Annotated in this window: 17 protein-coding genes and 1 tRNA gene; 7 read left to right on the top strand and 11 right to left on the bottom strand. The window is 68.6% G+C overall.

What is annotated here, in order from left to right; all coding sequences use genetic code 11:
• Window positions 1–46 precede the first annotated feature (46 nt).
• A tRNA-Arg gene (locus AC067A_RS19605) sits at window positions 47–119 on the top strand.
• Window positions 120–166: 47 nt separating this feature from the next.
• On the opposite strand, the gene AC067A_RS19600 is transcribed toward AC067A_RS19605, so the two are convergent.
• The gene (locus tag AC067A_RS19600) at window positions 167–1,780 is read right to left on the bottom strand and encodes a site-specific integrase (protein WP_479243737.1); all 1,614 of its coding nucleotides are present in this window, start codon (window positions 1,778–1,780) and stop codon (window positions 167–169) included.
• Window positions 1,777–2,460, bottom strand: coding sequence for a helix-turn-helix domain-containing protein (locus AC067A_RS19595; RefSeq protein WP_479243736.1), 684 nt, complete (start codon window positions 2,458–2,460; stop codon window positions 1,777–1,779). Before AC067A_RS19595 ends, AC067A_RS19600 begins: the two co-directional genes overlap by 4 nt.
• 130 nt (window positions 2,461–2,590) lie before the next feature.
• Between AC067A_RS19595 and AC067A_RS19590 the strand changes: the two genes are divergently transcribed.
• The 6 genes from AC067A_RS19590 (at window position 2,591) to AC067A_RS19565 (ending at window position 9,076) form a co-directional block, all read left to right on the top strand.
• On the top strand, window positions 2,591–2,785 hold the full coding sequence (locus AC067A_RS19590; protein WP_106962285.1) for a hypothetical protein: 195 nt from the start codon (window positions 2,591–2,593) through the stop codon (window positions 2,783–2,785).
• Window positions 2,786–3,017: 232 nt separating this feature from the next.
• A complete protein-coding gene (locus AC067A_RS19585) occupies window positions 3,018–4,295 on the top strand; it encodes a DUF3631 domain-containing protein (protein WP_479243735.1) in 1,278 nt (425 codons plus the stop codon).
• A 361-nt stretch (window positions 4,296–4,656) separates the two neighbouring features.
• Entirely contained in the window at window positions 4,657–5,574 is a 918-nt protein-coding gene (locus AC067A_RS19580) for a DUF2637 domain-containing protein (protein ID WP_479243734.1), read from the top strand.
• A gap of 406 nt (window positions 5,575–5,980) precedes the next feature.
• Window positions 5,981–6,541 carry a MobC family plasmid mobilization relaxosome protein gene (locus tag AC067A_RS19575; protein ID WP_479243733.1) on the top strand — a complete coding sequence of 187 codons (561 nt, stop codon included), beginning with the start codon at window positions 5,981–5,983 and terminating at the stop codon, window positions 6,539–6,541.
• The gene (locus AC067A_RS19570; protein WP_479243732.1) at window positions 6,538–8,247 is read left to right on the top strand and encodes a relaxase/mobilization nuclease domain-containing protein; all 1,710 of its coding nucleotides are present in this window, start codon (window positions 6,538–6,540) and stop codon (window positions 8,245–8,247) included. Before AC067A_RS19575 ends, AC067A_RS19570 begins: the two co-directional genes overlap by 4 nt.
• A 76-nt stretch (window positions 8,248–8,323) precedes the next feature.
• Window positions 8,324–9,076: a hypothetical protein gene (locus AC067A_RS19565; RefSeq protein ID WP_479243731.1), complete on the top strand. Its 753-nt coding sequence runs from the start codon at window positions 8,324–8,326 to the stop codon at window positions 9,074–9,076.
• Here AC067A_RS19565 and AC067A_RS19560 read toward each other — a convergent pair.
• The 9 genes from AC067A_RS19560 to AC067A_RS19520 form a co-directional block, all read right to left on the bottom strand.
• Window positions 9,073–9,660 carry a C40 family peptidase gene (locus AC067A_RS19560; RefSeq protein WP_479243730.1) on the bottom strand — a complete coding sequence of 196 codons (588 nt, stop codon included), beginning with the start codon at window positions 9,658–9,660 and terminating at the stop codon, window positions 9,073–9,075. The two genes, AC067A_RS19565 and AC067A_RS19560, sit on opposite strands and share 4 nt — an antisense overlap.
• Before the next feature lie 17 nt (window positions 9,661–9,677).
• A complete protein-coding gene (locus tag AC067A_RS19555; RefSeq protein ID WP_479243729.1) occupies window positions 9,678–10,430 on the bottom strand; it encodes a hypothetical protein in 753 nt (250 codons plus the stop codon).
• A gap of 1,111 nt (window positions 10,431–11,541) precedes the next feature.
• Window positions 11,542–12,714, bottom strand: a complete 1,173-nt coding sequence (locus AC067A_RS19550) for a serine hydrolase domain-containing protein (protein WP_479243728.1) — start codon at window positions 12,712–12,714, stop codon at window positions 11,542–11,544.
• Between the two features lie 54 nt (window positions 12,715–12,768).
• On the bottom strand, window positions 12,769–13,338 hold the full coding sequence (locus AC067A_RS19545; RefSeq protein ID WP_479243727.1) for a 2OG-Fe(II) oxygenase: 570 nt from the start codon (window positions 13,336–13,338) through the stop codon (window positions 12,769–12,771).
• The gene (gene cysS / locus AC067A_RS19540) at window positions 13,335–14,714 is read right to left on the bottom strand and encodes a cysteine--tRNA ligase (RefSeq protein WP_479243726.1); all 1,380 of its coding nucleotides are present in this window, start codon (window positions 14,712–14,714) and stop codon (window positions 13,335–13,337) included. The genes AC067A_RS19545 and cysS overlap by 4 nt, the downstream gene beginning before the upstream one ends.
• Before the next feature lie 51 nt (window positions 14,715–14,765).
• Window positions 14,766–15,695: a hypothetical protein gene (locus tag AC067A_RS19535; protein WP_479243725.1), complete on the bottom strand. Its 930-nt coding sequence runs from the start codon at window positions 15,693–15,695 to the stop codon at window positions 14,766–14,768.
• A 12-nt stretch (window positions 15,696–15,707) separates the two neighbouring features.
• Window positions 15,708–16,829, bottom strand: a complete 1,122-nt coding sequence (locus AC067A_RS19530; protein ID WP_479243724.1) for a sugar-transfer associated ATP-grasp domain-containing protein — start codon at window positions 16,827–16,829, stop codon at window positions 15,708–15,710.
• 103 nt (window positions 16,830–16,932) lie between these two features.
• Window positions 16,933–17,136, bottom strand: a complete 204-nt coding sequence (locus tag AC067A_RS19525) for a hypothetical protein (protein ID WP_479243723.1) — start codon at window positions 17,134–17,136, stop codon at window positions 16,933–16,935.
• Window positions 17,133–17,297 (bottom strand): hypothetical protein, encoded by a 165-nt coding sequence (locus AC067A_RS19520; RefSeq protein WP_479243722.1) that lies wholly within the window; start codon window positions 17,295–17,297, stop codon window positions 17,133–17,135. Before AC067A_RS19520 ends, AC067A_RS19525 begins: the two co-directional genes overlap by 4 nt.
• Window positions 17,298–17,504: the final 207 nt, after the last annotated feature.

Genomic DNA, 17,504 nt, shown 5'->3' with positions numbered 1-17,504 from the left:
ACGCCACCCGCTACACTGACCCCGGCGACCAGACCCACCGCCAGCCGCCTTCGTAGCTCAGGGGATAGAGCACCGCTCTCCTAAAGCGGGTGTCGCAGGTTCGAATCCTGCCGGGGGCACAACGCATTACCTCTCTGACCTGGGGTTTATCCCCCAGGAAGGGGTCCTACTCGGCCTCGGACGTCTCGTCCGGGGCCGTTTGCGTGCGCGCTGCGTGAGCGGATGGGGCGGCAGCCCCCGAAATTTCCCCCAACTGATCAGCATCATTCGGCACGGCGCGAGGGGCGCGTGCACGCGGGACGAGACGGGCCGCAGCCTCGGCGATCGCAAGATCCGCCTCGGGAAGCAGACTCGTGTACGTGTCCGCTGTGATGGTGATCGAGGAGTGGCCGAGCATCTCCTGGATGTCCTTCAGATCGGCGCCGGCCGCGTGGGCGAGGGTCGCCGCGCCGTGGCGCAGGTCGTGGAGCCGGACTGGCGGGAGGCCGATCTCCTCGTACAGCTCGATGAAGCGGCGGGTGACGTTGGCGGGGTGGAGCAGTTCCCCGTTCTCGCGCGTGAAGACGCGGCCGGTCTCCACCCAGGCGGTCCCCCAATTCGCACGCTCCTCGTCCTGCCGAGCGCGGTGCTGGCGCAGGACCTCGACCGTGTCCGCGTCCAGGGCGATGGTGCGCGCACCCGCGTCGGTCTTGGGGTCGTCCTCGTAGACCTCCCAGCCGTCGACGACGAGCTGCTTGGCGACGGTGATGAGACCCGCGTCCATGTGGGTGTCGGTCCACTTCTGCCCGCACGCCTCCCCACGCCGGAGACCGCGGAACGCGATCAGGTGGAACAGGGCGTACAGGCGGTCGTCCGCCGCGTGGTCGAGGAAGAGGCCGGTGTGCTCCGGCGTCCAGACCATGACGGACGAGGACTTCTCGCCGGTGCGCTGCCAGTGCAGAACCCGTTCCTCGGTCCACACGAGCGCCTTGGGCCGCTTGCCCGCTTCCAGTTCGACGTGAGCGGCCGGATTGAAGGTGATCATCTGCTGCGCGATCGCGGCGTTCAGAGCGGCGCGCAGGGTGGAGCGAACGCGCTGGCGCGTCGCCGGCCCGACGATGCGGCGGTACGGCTCCATGTCGGCGATGGCCGCCTTCATCGCCTTGCGGCGAGCGCGCGGCTCGCGCCCCTTCCACGGGATGCGGGCCAGGTCCTCGAACGCCTTGCGCCGGGCGGCGTTGCCCTCGGCGATCTCGACGTTGTCCTCCGCGATGGCCTCGAACATCTCCGAGAGATGAGAGACGCGGAGGCGGTCGAGTCGCAGGTGACCGATGCGCGGCTTGAGGTGGACGCGGATGTTGCTCTCGTCGCGGCTGATGGCGCTCTGCCGCCCCTTCTTGCCGGCCAGCCACATGTCCAGCCACTCACCGACGGTGAGCCTGCTGATCAGGTCAAGGCCGTGGCTGAGGCGGCGCCGGGTCGACTCGATGTTCGGCAGCGGCGCCTTCTCGGTGGCCACGGTCTCCAGAAGCTGGGCGATCTGGGCCAGGGCCTCGGGGTCGTCGGACTCGGCGAGCCCCAGGAGAGCGCGGACGTGGTCGAGGTCGGCCTGGGCCTCTTTGAGGGTCTCGTAGCCGGCGCGGCTGAAGGAGCGGCGGGTGCCGTCCTCGCGAGGGGGCAGCTCCTGACGTATGGAGTAGGAGCCGTGCTTGCGGCTGGACAGCTTGGGGCAGGACTTGCCGAGCGGCTTGCCGGTCTTGGGGTCGCGGCAATAGCAACGGCGGTGGGTGGAGCCCTTCAAAGGCGTTCCTCCGGTGTGGTGTTGGGGTCGGTTTCGGGCGGGTCGACATCGCCCAGTGCGGGTGGCAGGTCGGGTGGGGTAGCTCCCTCGTCGCGGATATCGCGGCGGAGGTGGCGGAGGTTGTACTTGGCGGAGATGGCCTGGTCGGCGTATTCGGTCCGTTTGCGTTCGGCTTCTTCCTGCTGGGCGCGGCTGGTTGCCGTTTTGGCGGCGAACCGTGCCCGTTCTTCCTCTTCGAGCGCGGCGAGCGCGGTGCGCGTGAGTCTGGCGTGAAGCTCGAAGTCGGGGACCATGCCCGCGTCGCGTTCGGGCACCTCCTGTTCGCCGGTGAAGCGCCGTAGGGCGTCCCAGGTGGGGACGAGCCTCTGGAACGGGAGTTCCTGGGTCTGATCGACGTACCCGACCGGGAAGATCAGGCAGACCGGGTACGTCTCCAGGGCGGCGGCCAGCACGATGACGTCCACCAGCGGAAGGTTGGCCCGGCGTCCGGACTCCATGTTGGCGATCACGTTGCGCGGAATCGGGTGCCCGAGCCGCTCGCACTGGTCGGCCAGGTCCTGTGCGCTCCATCCCATCTCCTTTCTCCGTCGCCGGACCTCGCCGGCCACGTTGGCCTTGATCCGGTCCACCCACTCCGGGAAGTCGTCGTCCTCTTCATCATCGAAACCGCGTTGTGTCATGCAGACACAGTAGCTCGCTCATGATGGTTCCTAGCCGCCTGGAGCCGGACGTGTTGGCCATGTTCGCCGAGGGCTGTGACGAAAGGAGCGCCGCGTGCGCGATGAGGCGATAGCCGAGCAGGCGAGGGGCATGACTCGCGAAGAACTGCTGGCCCTTCCAGTTGCCGTTGACCTGGACACGGGCAACCGCGCGCTGGGGCTCGGGCGAAGCAAGGGCTATGAGCTGGCCAAGCGAGGCGAGTACCCGTGCAAGGTCCTGCGCCTGGGCAAGGCGTACCGCGTAGTGACCGCCGACCTGCTGAATCTGCTGGGGCTGGCCGCTTGAGGGCGAAGAAACATAGCAGGCAGTTCTGCGCTGAGCTGACACAGAAGCGCTGGACTGTGGCCAGGCGTGGACGTACTGTCCGTGTTCCCTCGCGGTGGCCTGACGCCCGCGAAAAGGGATGGGCCCCCGGCGGTGCGACGCCGGAGGCCCGAGCAACCCCGAACGGCCCTGGAAGAACCAACCCGGCGGCAAGGGCGTGCGAGCCCGCCACCGCCAGACGAGGAGCTGCCCTGTGGAACACCCCGAACCCCACCCCTATTCCAACCCCGACAAGCCCGCGTGGCCGCCGGTGGTCGCTCCCGGCAAGCCCGGCGAGTACATCGGTCAGGCTTCTACCGCTGACGGCACCGAGGGCGCCGTGGCGGACGAGCCTGCCGAGGAGACGGAACCGGACCCCGAGCCGACCGCAGGATCGACCCTGCTGGACGAACTGCGGCGGCAGATAGCCAAGTTCGTGATCCTGCCCTCCGAGCAGGCGCTCGACGCGGTCACCTTGTGGGTAGCGGCGACGCACCTGCAGCCCGCGTGGCAGCACGCCCCGCGCCTGGCGGTGGTGGGACCGGCGAAGCGATGCGGCAAGTCACGCCTGCTGGACGTGCTGACCGAGACGGTCCACGAGCCGATGCTCACTATCAACACCACGCCGGCGGCGGTCTTCCGCTCCATCACCGAGGAGCCGCCCACGCTCCTCGTGGACGAGGCGGACACGATCTTCGGCACGCCGAAGCAGGCGGAGAAGAACGAGGAGATGCGCGGCCTGCTGAACGCCGGCCACCAGCGCAACCGCTACGTGACCCGGGTGGTCGGCAACGACCACACGCCCCACCGGTTCGCTACCTTCGCTATGGCGGCCATCGCCGGGATCGGCGACCTGCCCGACACGATCATGGACCGGTCGGTGGTCATCCGCATGCGCCGACGGGCGGAAGGCGAGAGCGTCCGGCCGTTCCGGTCGCGGCGTGACATCCCCGCACTCCATGACCTGCGCGACCGTATCGCGGCCTGGGCGGGTCCCCTGGTGGACGAGGCCGCCGACCTGGAACCGATGATGCCGGTCGAGGACCGGGCCGCCGACACCTGGGAGCCCCTGGTCATCGTCGCCGACCTCGCGGCCGGTACCTGGCCGCGCCGTGCCCGTACCGCGTGCGAGCGGATGGTCGCCGCCGAGGCGGCGGCCGAGGAGGACCACCCCAGCAGCGCCCGCATCCTGGCCGACATCCGGCGCGTCTTCGTCGCCCAGCGCGAGGTCGACAGCCTCTCCACCGAGGAGCTGATCCACCACCTGCGCCAGGACCTGGAGAACCCGTGGGCCGAGTGGGGGCGCAGCGGGCTCAGCCCGCGCGACCTCGGCTCGATGCTCCGGCAGTTCGGCATCAAGCCCGGAAACGTCCGCATCGCCGACGGAACCCAGCGCAAGGGCTACATGCGCAACAAGTTCCTCGACCCCTGGCGCCGCTACTGCCCGACCGTCCACCCGGTCGACGCCGCACCCACCCTCCCGCAGGGCTGACCCCGCGCCACCCCGCCGGTTGCCGTCCTTGCCGTCCCTGCCGTGATCGCGCAGGTCAGAGGGCATACGCGCAAGACGGCAGCCGGGCCCAAGACGGCAACACGATCACGATCGCCCGCGCAGACCGCCGGGACGTCGCCCGCATCCGTCTCATGCCGTCCCACGCGTATGTGCCGTATCACCGCAGGCCACCGGCCATGAGACCAAGACGGACAGCAGACCCGTGCCGTCCTCGCCCTGCCGCCACCCGGGGCGGCCAGGACGGACGCCGATCGGACCTGCCGTACCGGCCCTGACCAGCGCTTGCAACGGCCAAGACGCCCAAGACGCTTCACACCACTACCCCAAGGAGTATCCCCGCTTGACTCTCCTCTCCCGCCTTCGACCACTACGCCGCACGCAGCCGGGCAGCAGGCCCGGTGAGGGGCGGCCGACGGCTACCGGGCACACTGCCGAGCGGTACGCGCTCATCGCGGCCGGAGTCGTCATCGTCCTCCTGACGGCCGGAGCGTTCTGGCTCTCCTACGCGCACCTGGCCGATGTTGCCGGCCAGCACGGCCTCGGCGGCTCCCCGATCCGCCGCTGGGCGTGGCCCGCCACCCTCGACGCGTTCATCGTCGCGGGTGAACTGCTCATGCTCCGCGCGAGCCTGCGCCAGGTCACCGATCGATGGGCCATCGCTGTGACCGCCATCGGATCGGTCGGATCCATCGCGCTCAACGTGGCGGGCGTGAGCGGAACGAGCGACGCCCGCACCGTGCACTGGCTCGACTACGTGGTCGCCGCAGTCCCGCCGACCGCCGCACTCCTTGCCTTCGGCGTCCTGATGAGGCAGATCCACCAGCTCGTCGAGCGGCCCGACGGCCACCGAAAATCCGCGTCCGTCTCGGAGCCGATGCCCCCGGCCAACGTGGTCGCCCCGCCGGCCGCTCCTGGCGAAGGCCAGGATCACGGCGACGGGCCGACGGAGCATCCCGACCCCGACCGCCTGGCCGACACGGCAACCCCGCCGGGCGGCGAGGCCACCAGCAAGCCGACCGGAGCACGGCCTCGGCGTACCGGGCGCCCGCAAGACATCTCCGATGACGAGATCCGGGCCGTCGCACGCGAGGTCATGGCCCGCACGGGAACCGCTTCCCCCACCGAGGTCGGCGAAGAGATCCGCGTCAAGCGCGGCCGCAAGGTCGGCAACGCCCGCGTGAAGAACGTATGCGACGAGCTGAACGCCCAAATGGTCGAGCCGGGCCCCGCGGTCGCAGTCGGCAGCAGCACCGGCTGACCCGCCCGCAGCAACGCCCTTCGGTGGCACCGGAAGTATTTCCGGTGCCACCGAAACCCGGTCGACCCCCACACCGAACCCGCCGGAATCCCGCCCCCGCTACCCGGCCGCTGCCCGTAGCGCCTACTCCTCCACAGCCGTGGACAGCCAACTACCGGCTGCACGTCGCCTGGCCTTCCCCGCCGACCTGCCTGCCCTTTCTGCCTCATCCGGAGAACTGCCCATGACGCGCCACACGCACGACGCGCACGATGCCGAAGTCGTCCCGGACGAACTGTCCGTGCCGACGAAGTCGCCTACGCTGAAGGAGCGTTTGCGGAACGCGTTCGGACGGGGGGCTCCTGGCGGAGCCAGTAGTACCCCGAGTCCGACTCAAGGCCGGTCTTCGGGGTTCTCCGCCCCGGGGGTGGCGGTGACGGTCCGACGCCAGGGGGCGCCGGACCAGGAGGCCGGGACCGAGGGCGGCCCCGACCCGGACGAGCTTCACGCCGTCCAGCAGCAGATCCTCCGCCCCGCGCCCGCCACCGCGTCGGCGGCCGACGAGCGAGCTGTCCAGAGCGTCCAGCCGGCGATTCGCCGTTTCACCGGCACCAAGCGGACCGTCCGAGTCGGTCCCCTGCGCTTCACCGGAGACGAGCACGCCGACCTTCAGGAGGCCGCCACCGAGCACGGCTACAAGGGGGAATCCGGCTTCGCAGCGGACATCGTCCTCGCCTTCGTATCTGGTCGGTTCACCGCGAACCTGCCGCTATCCGAGGACCGCCGCCGCACCCACATGTTTCGCGCCCAGGTGCTGCGCGAGCTCAACCGCATCGGCGTCAACGTCAACCAGATCGCCCGCGCCTTGAACAGCGACCTCACGCCGCCCGACATCCGCCACCGTCTCGACGAGCTGCACCGACTGCTGGAGCTGATCGCCGAGGTCCTGCGTGAGTCCGCCGAATCCAGGAAGGACCTGGCCGCGTGATCGCCGCCATCAAACCGGCCGGGTCCAACACCCGTGGCCTGCTCGCCTACCTCTACGGCCCCGGCCGCCACGACGAGCACACCGACCCGCACATCGTCGCCGGCTTCGCCATGCTCGGCATGCCTGACCCCGGCCGCGACCCCGACGCCACCCTCACTCAGCTCGCCCGCCACCTCGACGCACCCGTCCATCTTCGGAACAGCGAGTTCGGCAAGAAGGTCACCGACCACGTCTGGCACTGCCCCGTCCGCACCGCACCAGAGGACCGCCGCCTCTCCGACACGGAGTGGGCCGAGGTCGCCCAGCGGATCGTCGAAGCCGCCGGCATCGCGCCGCCCGGGGACGACCTCGCCTGCCGGTGGATCGCCGTACGCCACGCCGACGACCACATCCACATCCTCGCCACCACCGTTCGGGAAGACAGCCGCCGCCCCAGGCTCCACGACAGCGGCATCCGCGTCGGCAACGCCTGCCGCCAGATCGAGACCGACTACGGCCTGCGCCAGCTGAAGAAGGGCGACCGCACCGCCGGACGCCGGCCCACCCAGGCCGAAATGCACAAGGCCGAACGCCTCGGCTGGGAGCAGACCAGCCGGAACTGGCTTCAGGACCGCATCCGCGCCGCCATCCCCCACGCCAGCAGCGCCGAGGAACTGCTCGCCTACCTCGAAGCCGACGGCATCGCGGTCAAACCCCGCCGCGGACCGTCCGGAGACCTCCTCGGCTACGCCGTCGGCCGCCCCGGTGACCTCAACAAGGACGGCGAACAGATCTTCCACCCCGGAGGCAAGATCGCCGCCGACCTCACCCTCCCCAAGCTCAAGGCCCGCCTGGAGACCACCGCGCCGGAGGAGCACCCCACCGCCCGCCGCGACCAGCCTGCCACCCCCTGGCGCCAGGCCATCGACGCCCTCGACACCCTCCACCAGGGGATGGCCGATGCCACCCACGCCCAGGCCCACATCGCCGCGCTCGGCGACCTTATCGAAGCCACCGCCCAGAAAGCCCCCGCCCACCTCCTCGCCGAACTCCGAGCCGCCTCACGGGCATTCGTCCGTGCTCAGCGCTCCCAGATCCGCGCCGAGAACCAGGCCGCCCACACCCTGCGCCGAGCGGCCCGCGACCTCGTCCACACCGCCACCGGCCCCGACGGCAGCACCCTGGCGAGCCTGCTGGCCACCCTTGTCTGGGCCACGGTCGTTGCCGCCCGCTGGCACGAGGCGAAGAACCACGCGCACCAGGCCGAAGCCGCCCGTCAGACGCTCCACCACCTCCAGGCCGCCGCCGACCGAGCCCTCACGCCCGTCGTCGGCAGCCTCGCCACCCGCCGACCGAACGATCAGGCCCGCCGAACCCTGGCCCACGACGTTCGGGCTGCCGTCCCCGACCACGCCGACCGCATCCTCACCGACCCCGCCTGGCCGGCCCTCGCCACCGTCCTTGCCGACGCCGAAGCCGGCGGCCATAAACCCCACCAGCTCCTCAAGGAGGCCGCCGCCCAGCGCGAACTCACCACCGCCCGCCAACCCGCCCGCGTCCTGATCACCCGCATCCAGCACACCAGCCGCAACCCCGCCCCCAACCCGCGCGCCGAAGCCGCCCGCCGCCGCTCCACCATGGCGCCCGCGCCCAGCGGACACCAGGCTCGAACCCCCCAGCCCACCGCGGCACCCACGCCCGCCGGGCAACGCCACCGACAGCGCTGACAGCCACGGAAGGCCCCCTGCCAGCCGTTCCCATCTGGGATGATCCAGGTGGCACATGAGCGTGTAGGGAGTAGGCATGGACCCCAGCGACTGGATTTCTATCGGGTCAGGCGGTGTGGCTCTGCTGGCGGCAGGCTTCGCGTTCTGGCAGGCCAGGACCGCAGCCGACTCAGCGAAGCACGCTGGCCGCCAAGCCCAGGCGGCCGAGGCCCAGCTGAGTATTGCCAGGGAACAGATCCAGCAAGCCGAGCGCGTCCACCGCGAACAATTGGCGCTCGCTGAGCGGGTGCACCGGGAGCAGAACGAGCCGTACGTGGTCGTGGACATCGGCCCCGACCAGCCTGGGTCCAGCTTGCTCGTGCTGAGCATCCACAACATCGGAACCACCGTGGCCCGTGACGTACGCATCCAGGTCACGCCCACTTTGGAATCCAGCCACGCCAAGTTCACCCCTCGACTGGCAAGCGCTCTGAATCGAACCATTCCGATGCTGCCGCCGAACCGCCGCCTCGTGTACGCGTTCGACGGTCCGCAGCGCTGGAGTACTGACCTGCCCATGCGCTACGACTTCACGGTGGATGCTCACGGCCCGCAGGGCGCAGTTGAGACGCTCACCTACACCGTGGACCTTGAGGCACTGGCCGGGTATTTGATCGGAGAGCGTCCGCTGAAGCGCATCGAGGAGCACCTGGGCAAGATCAATGGACACCTGGACGCGCTGGCCGACACGTACGAGAAGGCCAACTCTGAGGCCATCCAAGCCCACAACGGGCGGATGACCGAGGAGATGCGTCGGCAGGCCGAAGGCCACACGGAGCCCGGGTTCTAGGAGAGGCGGGCAAACCAGAGACCTCCCCAGGGCCTACTCACACCGGCGACCTTGCCGCTGTAGTTGCCTTCTACCGTGTAGAGGGTGTGCTTGCGCGGGTCCGACCCGACAACGATTCCCATATGGTTGTCGCCACCGCCGAACAGATCGCCGTGGACCGGCGTCGAGACCAGACGGCCGACCTTCCCAGCCCACGCGCGAACGCTGCCGACGTAGCCCGGATTGCCCCAGGGGACGCGGCGGTTCTTGTCCGATGCCTGATCCCAGGCCCAAGAGACGAAGAAGGCGCACCACGGAAGGGGACCCAGACCCGCCTGGAAGTATCGGACATACCGCGTGAGCGGGGGACCGGCGTTCGATCCCGGCGGTGACTCGCATACCCCGAGCTCACCGCGCGCGATACGCACCATCAGGTTGACGGCTGCGCTGTTGTTGGTACCACCGCCGCCGGCAACAACGATGGGTGCTGCGTCGACGGCAGCGTCCCAGTCATCCGGCTCCGAACTGTTCCTCGTCGGGTCGAACGGGTGCTGCACTTCATCGAAGGCCATTTCTGTATCGCGCAAGTCTTGGTGCATGCTCATCCCGCGCCTCCTGCCGATTAGAGCGCCAACGCTTGCTTGAGCCGTTTATCGTCAACGTACTCGAGCTTCCCGAAATAGAGGCTGTCCGGATTGAAAGGAGACTGTCCGCAGTCCCACGCGAGCCCTTCTAGCGAAGGCTGATTGCCAAAGCCAGCCTGCTCGAACATATACCCGTAGCCCCGGAGTGCGCGAGCCAGTTCGAGCGAAAGGCCACCGAAGCACAATGCCGCATAGACGGCCTGCGGCCCCCCGCTTGCCCGGCTTGCGCTCACCATGGCCCACGCAAGATCCACGGCCGCCTTAGTGACAGGGTCCGCAGCCTTTAGGTACTTGTTTCTGGCGGCGTCAAGCATTGCCAGCAGCTCTGGCTGTATTTCAAACTGCTGAATGTGGGCCTCAAGGGACTGCATCACCGACCACGAGAACTCACAGCTCCGTCGGAACTGACTATCTGCGAGGGGTGGTGGTCCACCGAATCCGCAAGGAGTAACTACCCTAAGCGCCCCGCTCGTGGAGCCGATGCGTAAATCCAGGAGGTACTTTCCGTTTGCGTTCAGGCCATCGCGAAGAACGGCAAGTTGCTCCCCGATACGCGACCAGTTGGTCGTGGACCGCATGGCTCCTCGGAGGGCGGCCTCCAGGTCAGGGGGTACCGATCCGAGATCGATGGGGGTGGATCGAGTAAGGACATCCAGGTTCACGGGGCGGAAATTCTGCGCGGCCAACGCCAGCGAAAATTTCGCCCGCGGTGTCAGCGATGCAACTGCCATGAGTTCTCCCGGTGTGATCCACCCGGCAGCCACAGCGGATGGCTCCTGTGAGTTCGGCACCGTGTTAGTGCTAACAGCGTTACCCGTGACTGCCCATCAACGGCCATCTGGCCGTGCTCACAGGTCCTCTGGCGTCTCAGCTGCCCCTGGCGCTTCTGTAGTTTCTGCCGGGCCGGGAGCGATCGGATCGGGCCGGAAGAATGCCTCCCACCAAGCACGCTCGGCGACCGGAAGCCCCTGTCTCCTCCGGTCATCTCGCTCGTCCCCTCGGGTCCGGGACAGTCTGGAGAGACTCCTCCAAAGCGCCTCCACCAGGCAGGCTAGGCCGCCAATGCATATTGCCAGGATCCTGGGGGCGGTGTAATGGCCGGCTGGCGGGATGGCCAGGAACGTCATCCCCAACAGAACCAGGAATACCCCATTATCGTAGGTTACAACGGCCCGACCGCTCCACATATCGAACCCGCGGGAATGTGTCCGCTGTTCGGCGCGCAGATACAGAAGGTCTTTTTCGCTGGGTGGCCCGTCCGGCCACCAGTCCCAGATTTGTTTAGCCGTAGTCAGATACGCACGGGCCCACAAAGTGGCGTGGACAGTTAACAGGAAGAGAACAGCCGCCGCAAAGAACATAGCGCTTGCCCACTCGTGCCACGGCGATACGGCAACTCCCACCGTCAGCGTCACGATCGAGCTGGTGAGAGAGAATCCTGCGAGGAAAGGCGCCGCAACCGTGCCCATCATGCTCCGGGCTTCAGGGATTCCGAAGCGTGTCGGCACCTCCCACCGTCTGCCCCGTCGCTCTCGCCATGCTTGCGTCTCATGGTCGGCCATTTCCCACCCTCCATTTGAAAGGCGGACGATGTGGCTACAGGAAGCAGCTCTACAAACAGCTTGGACCTTGAGAGCCGGAGGTGCTACTCAGCCGTTCCGCCCCAGCGCACCTCAGCGACTCCGAGAAGCGCCTGCTTTGTTACTGGCGTGGGGTTCGACACCCTCCGCGACGAACGACTGCAGCGGCCGCGTCACACAAGCCCTGCGCCAATCCGCGTGTTGGCCACCGTCCGGAGCGCCCCCCGAGTACTCGGCAGAACCACTTCCAACAGGCGGCCCGTCACGCCAGCGACCTCCGGACCGCTTCGGTGAGCGAAGCCGCGCGCGCATCGTCGGACCCGCTCATGATGTGGTTCATTACATACCCGAAGGCGATGCCGTGCTCGGAATCGGCGAAGGCGAGCGAGCCGCCGCGCCCGGTGTGGCCGAAGGCATTCGGGCCGGTCATGAGGTTGCCCTCGGTGGGCAGCATGTAGCCGGTGCTGAATCGGCTCGGAATCACCATCACCTGGTCTTGCCCGCTTGCCTGCTCCGCAGTCGCCGACGCTAGGGCTTCCGGGGTGAGTAGGCGCACGCCGTCCACCTTGCCAATCACCGCGGCGTACATGCGCGCGAGTGCCCGTGCGGTGCCAATGCCGTTGGAGGACGGGAGCTCCGCAGCCTGCACCTCTGGTGAGTCGAAGTCGATCGCGGCCGGGTCCGTGACTGCGAACGCTCGGTTGCTGAACGAGTTCGGGTCACGCCAGGCATCGACCTGTTCGCGGAGCTCCTCGGGCAGCGATTCGGCGGGCACCGTCGTGAGGTCGACGGCCGGTCGCCGGTACACCATGCGGCTGACACGGCTGCGTTCACTCGCCGGCAAGCCGATGAAGAAATCCAAGGCGAGAGGGCCCGCGATCTCGTCGGCGAAGAAGCGGCCAGGCGAGCGGCCCGAGACTCGGCGGATCACCTCGCCGACCAGCCACCCCCAGGTCCGGCCGTGGTACCCGTGTGCGGTGCCCGGAGTCCACAGCGGACGCTGGGCCGCGAGTGCTGCTGCCATGGGGTCCCAGGCCAGCGCCTCGGCCAGCGGGATCGGCTCGTCCAGGGCGACCAAGCCGGCCTGGTGGGACAGGAGCCAGCGCACGGGGATGTCCGCCTTGCCGTTCGCCGCGAACTCCGGCCAGTACTTCGCCACCGGTGCGTCGAGGTCGAGCATGCCGCGCTCAACCAGCATGTGCGCCGCGGTGGCGGTGGCTCCCTTGGTCGCCGAGTAGACCAGTTGCAGGGTGTCCCGTGCCCACGGACGGCCGGTCTCGGGGTCGGCGACCCCACCCCAGAGGTCGACCACCGACCGGCCGTGCCAGTAGACGCACACGGCCGCGCCGATGTCCCCGTGCTGGGTGAAGTTCGCTGCGAACGCCTCGCGGACCGGTTCGAATCCGGGCGCTACCTCACCGTTGATCGTCGTCATGCCGTTCATCCTGGCAGCCGCGCTGCCCCAGCTGACAGGGGAAGTGGCCTCTGTTCAGAGGCAGTCGGCATCGACGCGTACGACGAGGGTGACGCGTTCGCCCCTCGTAATCGGCCGTACGCCGTGGATGTGGTCGCGGGTGGCCGGGAAGGCGACCAGGCTGCCGCAGGGCGGCTTGATCTCCTGGGTGGGGTTCTCGAAGAACAGCTCGCCTCCGCCGTAGGAGTCCGGCGTGTTGAGCCAGACCACGAGGGTGAGGTCACCGCCGACGACGGGCTGTCCGTTGGTCCGGGCCCGCTCGCGCTCGATGTCGGTGACCTCGTCGTGGTGGGCGACGAAGCCGACGCCGGGGCCGTAGCGGTAGACGACCGCCGGCTGGGTGGGTATGTGCTTCGGGGCGATCTCGAAGTGGCTGCGCAGGTGGGCGGCGCAGTGGGAGACGACCGCCTCCTCCAGGTGCGTCGGGATCTCGACGTACTCGCTCTTGCGCAGCGTTTCGTCGATGACGCCCTGGTAGGTGCGGGGGTGGGCGGTGTGATTCTTCACGTGGTCCATCAGCGCTCCGCAGAGGCCGAGCGGGATGGCGCTCTCTACGACGAGCGGTAAGCGGCTCTTCCAGGTCATGAGGTGCTCTCCTTCCACCAACGGGTGCCTTCGGGCGAGTCCTCAAGGACGACGCCCTGCTGGGTGAGCTGTTCGCGGATTGCGTCGGCCTCGGCGAACTTCTTCGCCGCGCGGAGCCGGTCGCGTTCCTTCACGAGTTCGTCGACGGCGGCGTCGCTCTGGGCGGAGCCGGTGATGTCGAAGGTTCCGAAGAGGTTGTTCACGTCCTCGATCAGCCGCAGAGCGGCCGGGCCGGCCGGCTCCTCCATGCGGTTCTGCTCGCGGATGTACTGGAACAGGACGGCGAGGGCGCCGGGGGTGTCGAAGTCGTCGTCCAGGCGCTCACGCATCTCCTTCCAGGCATCGGCGGCGCGTGCGGCGTTCGCCTGGCTGTCCGTGCGCGCGGGGTCGATGGTCCGGGCGAAGTTCTCGATCCGGCGGCGTGCCCCTCGGGCCTGCTCCAGCGTGGAGTCGTTCAGCTCCATCGAGGAGCGGTAGTGCTGGGAGAGGAAAGCGTGCCGCAGGGTCCGGAAGTCCGTCCGGGCGAGGGCGTCGCGGATGGTGAGGAAGTTGCCAGTGCTCTTCGACATTTTCTCGCCGTCGACCCGCAGCAGACCGGTGTGCATCCAGTAGCGGGCCAGGGGCTCGATGCCGGAGGCGGCTTCCATCTGGGCGACCTCGGCTTCGTGGTGCGGGAAGATGAGGTCGACGGCGCCGCCGTGCAGGTCGTACGAGGGTCCGAAGAAGGTCTCCGTGATCGCGGTGTCCTCGATGTGCCAGCCCGGCCGGCCCGGGCCCAGGTCGGTCTCCCAGAACGGTTCGCCGTCCTTGCGGCCCTTCCACAGGGCGAAGTCGCCCGGGTTGCGCTTCTTCGAGTTGTCGTCGATCCGCGACACCGAGTCCTCGGGGCGGAGATCGGTGCGGCCGGAGAGCTTGCCGTACGCGGGGAACGAGGCCAGGTCGAAGTACCAGCCGTCGTCGAGCTGGTAGGCGTGGCCGCGTTCGATCAGCCGCTTGATCTGGTCCACGATCGCGTCGATGTGGTCGTGGGCCCGCGCGTGGACGTCGACGCGGGTGTTGCCCAGCGCGGCCATGTCCTCCAGGTACTGCTTCTCGAAGAGGGCCGCGATTTCCTCCGGCGGGACGCCCTGCTCCGCCGACCGCCGGATGATCTTGTCGTCGACGTCAGTGATGTTCTGGAGGTAGGTGACCTTGTACCCGCTCACTTCCAGGTACCGGGCGATGAAGTCGAACTGCGTGTACGTCTTCGCGTGCCCGACGTGGCTGGGGCCGTACACGGTGGGTCCGCACACGAACATCCGCACCTCGGCCTCCCGCTCGGGGCGGAACTCCTCGGTCTGGCTGGTCAGCGTGTTGTGGACCTTGATCGACATCATGCCTCCTGTGTAAGCGGATCACGCAGCGTACTGACGCCCGGACATAAGCGTCTAACTGGAACCGCCGCGCTCGCCGAAGGGGACGAATCGCGGGGACGGAAGGGTGGCGAAGACCGACGCCTCTCCCCCGAGGAGGTGGTGGTTGGCCTGCTGGTACGCCTTCCGCACGGCCCCGATCGCCCCGGGGCTGAGGTCCATCCCGACCACGCGGCAGAACTCGCTCAGGGCCTCGCACCGCCGCTCCAGGTCGACCATCGACAGCGGGTCGCACTGCTGGGCCTCGATCAGCAGGTTCTCCTGCTCGCTGCTGATCAGGCCGAGTGCGCCGAGGGAGTACAGCTTCCACTTCATGTTCGGCAGGAGCTGGCCCGAGCGGGCGTACATCCAGTCCACGACCTCGTCCAGCGCCCCGGAGAGGACGAAGTGGCCCGTGGGCACTCCGACCCGCCGTGCCATGCGCAGTGGGATCTCGCGCACGTCCCAGGTGATCCGGTTGTGCAGCCGGTAGGTCTCGCCCTCCAGGCGCTGGAGTTGCTCGCGCGTCTTGTGGGAGATCAGCGCCCCGAAGGCTTCCTCGCGATCGAACAGCGGCTCGCCCTTGTTCCCGTAGGCGTCGCACTTGTCGCTGTTCCACGCCGTACGCGGGTCGGCTTCGTACTGGAACAGGAGCTGGTGGACGTTGACCTCCATGCGTCCCCAGGGCACCGGCAGGTGGAAGCTGAACTCCGGGATCCAGGCGGGGAGCCGGTCGCGGACCAGGGCGTACGTGTCCGCCGGCCGTGACCTCCACTCGTCCTCCTTGATCGGGACGCCGAGGATGACGGCCAGGTCGAAGTCGGAGTCGGTGCTGAACCGGGTGACGTTGCGGGGCGCGACCGCCGAGGAGGACAGGACGTAGAGCGCCTGGACCTCGGGCATCGTCTTGAGCGTGTCGAGCAGACCTCCGGCTGCGGCGCGGGCCTGCATTCTCAGGTTTTCCACGGGAACTCCTGGTCAGATGATCGGGCGATCCATCACGGAGCGGAGCGCCGGGACGAGCTCCAGCGCGACGCCGCCGTGGGTGCGCTGGATGTGTGCGAGGGAGGGGCTGCTGTTGCCCTCGATGACCACAGGTCCGCCGGGCGTGAGAGCGATGTCCCATCCGATGAAGGGCACCTGCGGGAACAGGCGCGCACAGCGCTCGGCCAGCTCTCGGACCTCCGTCGTGCGGGAGATCTGGTGGTCGGCGAACGGCACCGAGCTGACCCCGTGGCGGGTGTGGGCGTTCAGGTACCGGTCGTACCCGTGACGGTCGAGCCTTCCGTCAGGGTGAACACGGATCTGCATGCCGCCGGCGGCCGAGTTGTCCGTGGTGCTCTCGGCGCCGCCGAGCTTCAACATCACGTACAGGACCTCGGCGGCACCTTCACGCAGCAGGGTGATCACGCGGAACGTGTTGAGGGCGTACGGGTTCAGCACGTCCAGGTCGGGATGCTGCGGCAGGTGCTGCTCCACCAGCCACGTGCCCCACCGCTGCGCGTAGGCCGGCAGGTCGAAGGCGTCCTCGCCAGGCCGCACGATCACGACGCCGGACCCGCCGCTGGAGTAGCGGGAGGGCTTGACCACCACACGGCCGAGTCCGGAAGCGTGGTCGAAGACCTCCGTCAGCGGCACCACATCACCAGCGGACGTCACACCCGCGCGACGGTCACCGCTTGCGATGAGCGCGGGCTGCGGGATGCCTGCGGACGCGAGGATCCTCTTGCAGGACGACTTGTCGTCCAGGTCGATCGCGTCCCGGTTCACGCGGGGAAGGAGCCGGTGGAACAGGGCGCTCTCCGGCAGGTACGAGCAGGCCCGCTCGGAGGACACCTCGCGCCGGTATCCGCCGTAGCGGAAGTAGTGGAACGGCAGGCAGCGCCACCGTGCGGAGACCTTCACCAAGTCCCCGGCGATACGGGCGATGCTCTTCCGGTCCTCGTCGCGCAGCATCGCGGGAAGGTGCTCGTGGCGCATCTGTCGCACCTGGTAGGGGAGAAACCGTGCGCTGGACACGAGAGGAAGGACCTGGGTGCGGAACCACTCCTCGGTCACGGCCTGGCGGTGGTTGAAGCCGCGGTTCGGGGGACGTCTCATGGTGCTCCTCCCGTTTCTCAGTGGTCCGGGGTTCCGGCGATGGCCAACGTGACGACGAGCGCACTGACGACGATCACGTAGGCCACGACAGCGAGGCGCTGTCTCATCGGGCGGGCCCGATGTTGTCGGCGGCGGTGGACCAGGCGATGCCGTTCGCGGGCTGGATGTGGGCGATACGGATGAGCCGGCCGCCGTGTCTCTCGTGGACGACTTCTGTCAGCTCTCCCTCACCGCGGCTCGCGATGTCGCGGACCAGGCGGTGAAGGAGGGGGTGGTCCTCCCGGCCTTCGGCGTCGACCGGATTCACCGCTTGGACTCCTCGCGGTCGCTCGCTCCGCGACGGAGGAATCTCTCCCACCCGGACTCGGCGCGGGCGCGGAGGGCGGGGCTCGGACCGGCCGGCGGCTCGGGAACCGTGTGCTGTCGTCCGCTGTCGCCCGGCGTGCGGACGGGCAGAGGCTGGCTCATCACGACCTCCTCGGGGGCGGTGCAGCCCGTCACCCACGCGAGGGACGCCGATGACGGGCTGCGATCCTGGGAGCCGTCCGGAGCGGGGCGGGGGAGCCGGTTAACCCGGGTGCTCAGCTCCGAACGGCGTGAGGCCCAGTGAACGGCCGTGGACCACGGGCTCGGAACGTTTCCAGGAGGTTCCTCCAGCGAGAGAAACCCCCGTTT

The sequence above is a fragment of the Streptomyces sp. NPDC043176 genome (genome assembly GCF_056436715.1).
This window is presented reverse-complemented; position numbering and strand designations above follow the sequence as displayed.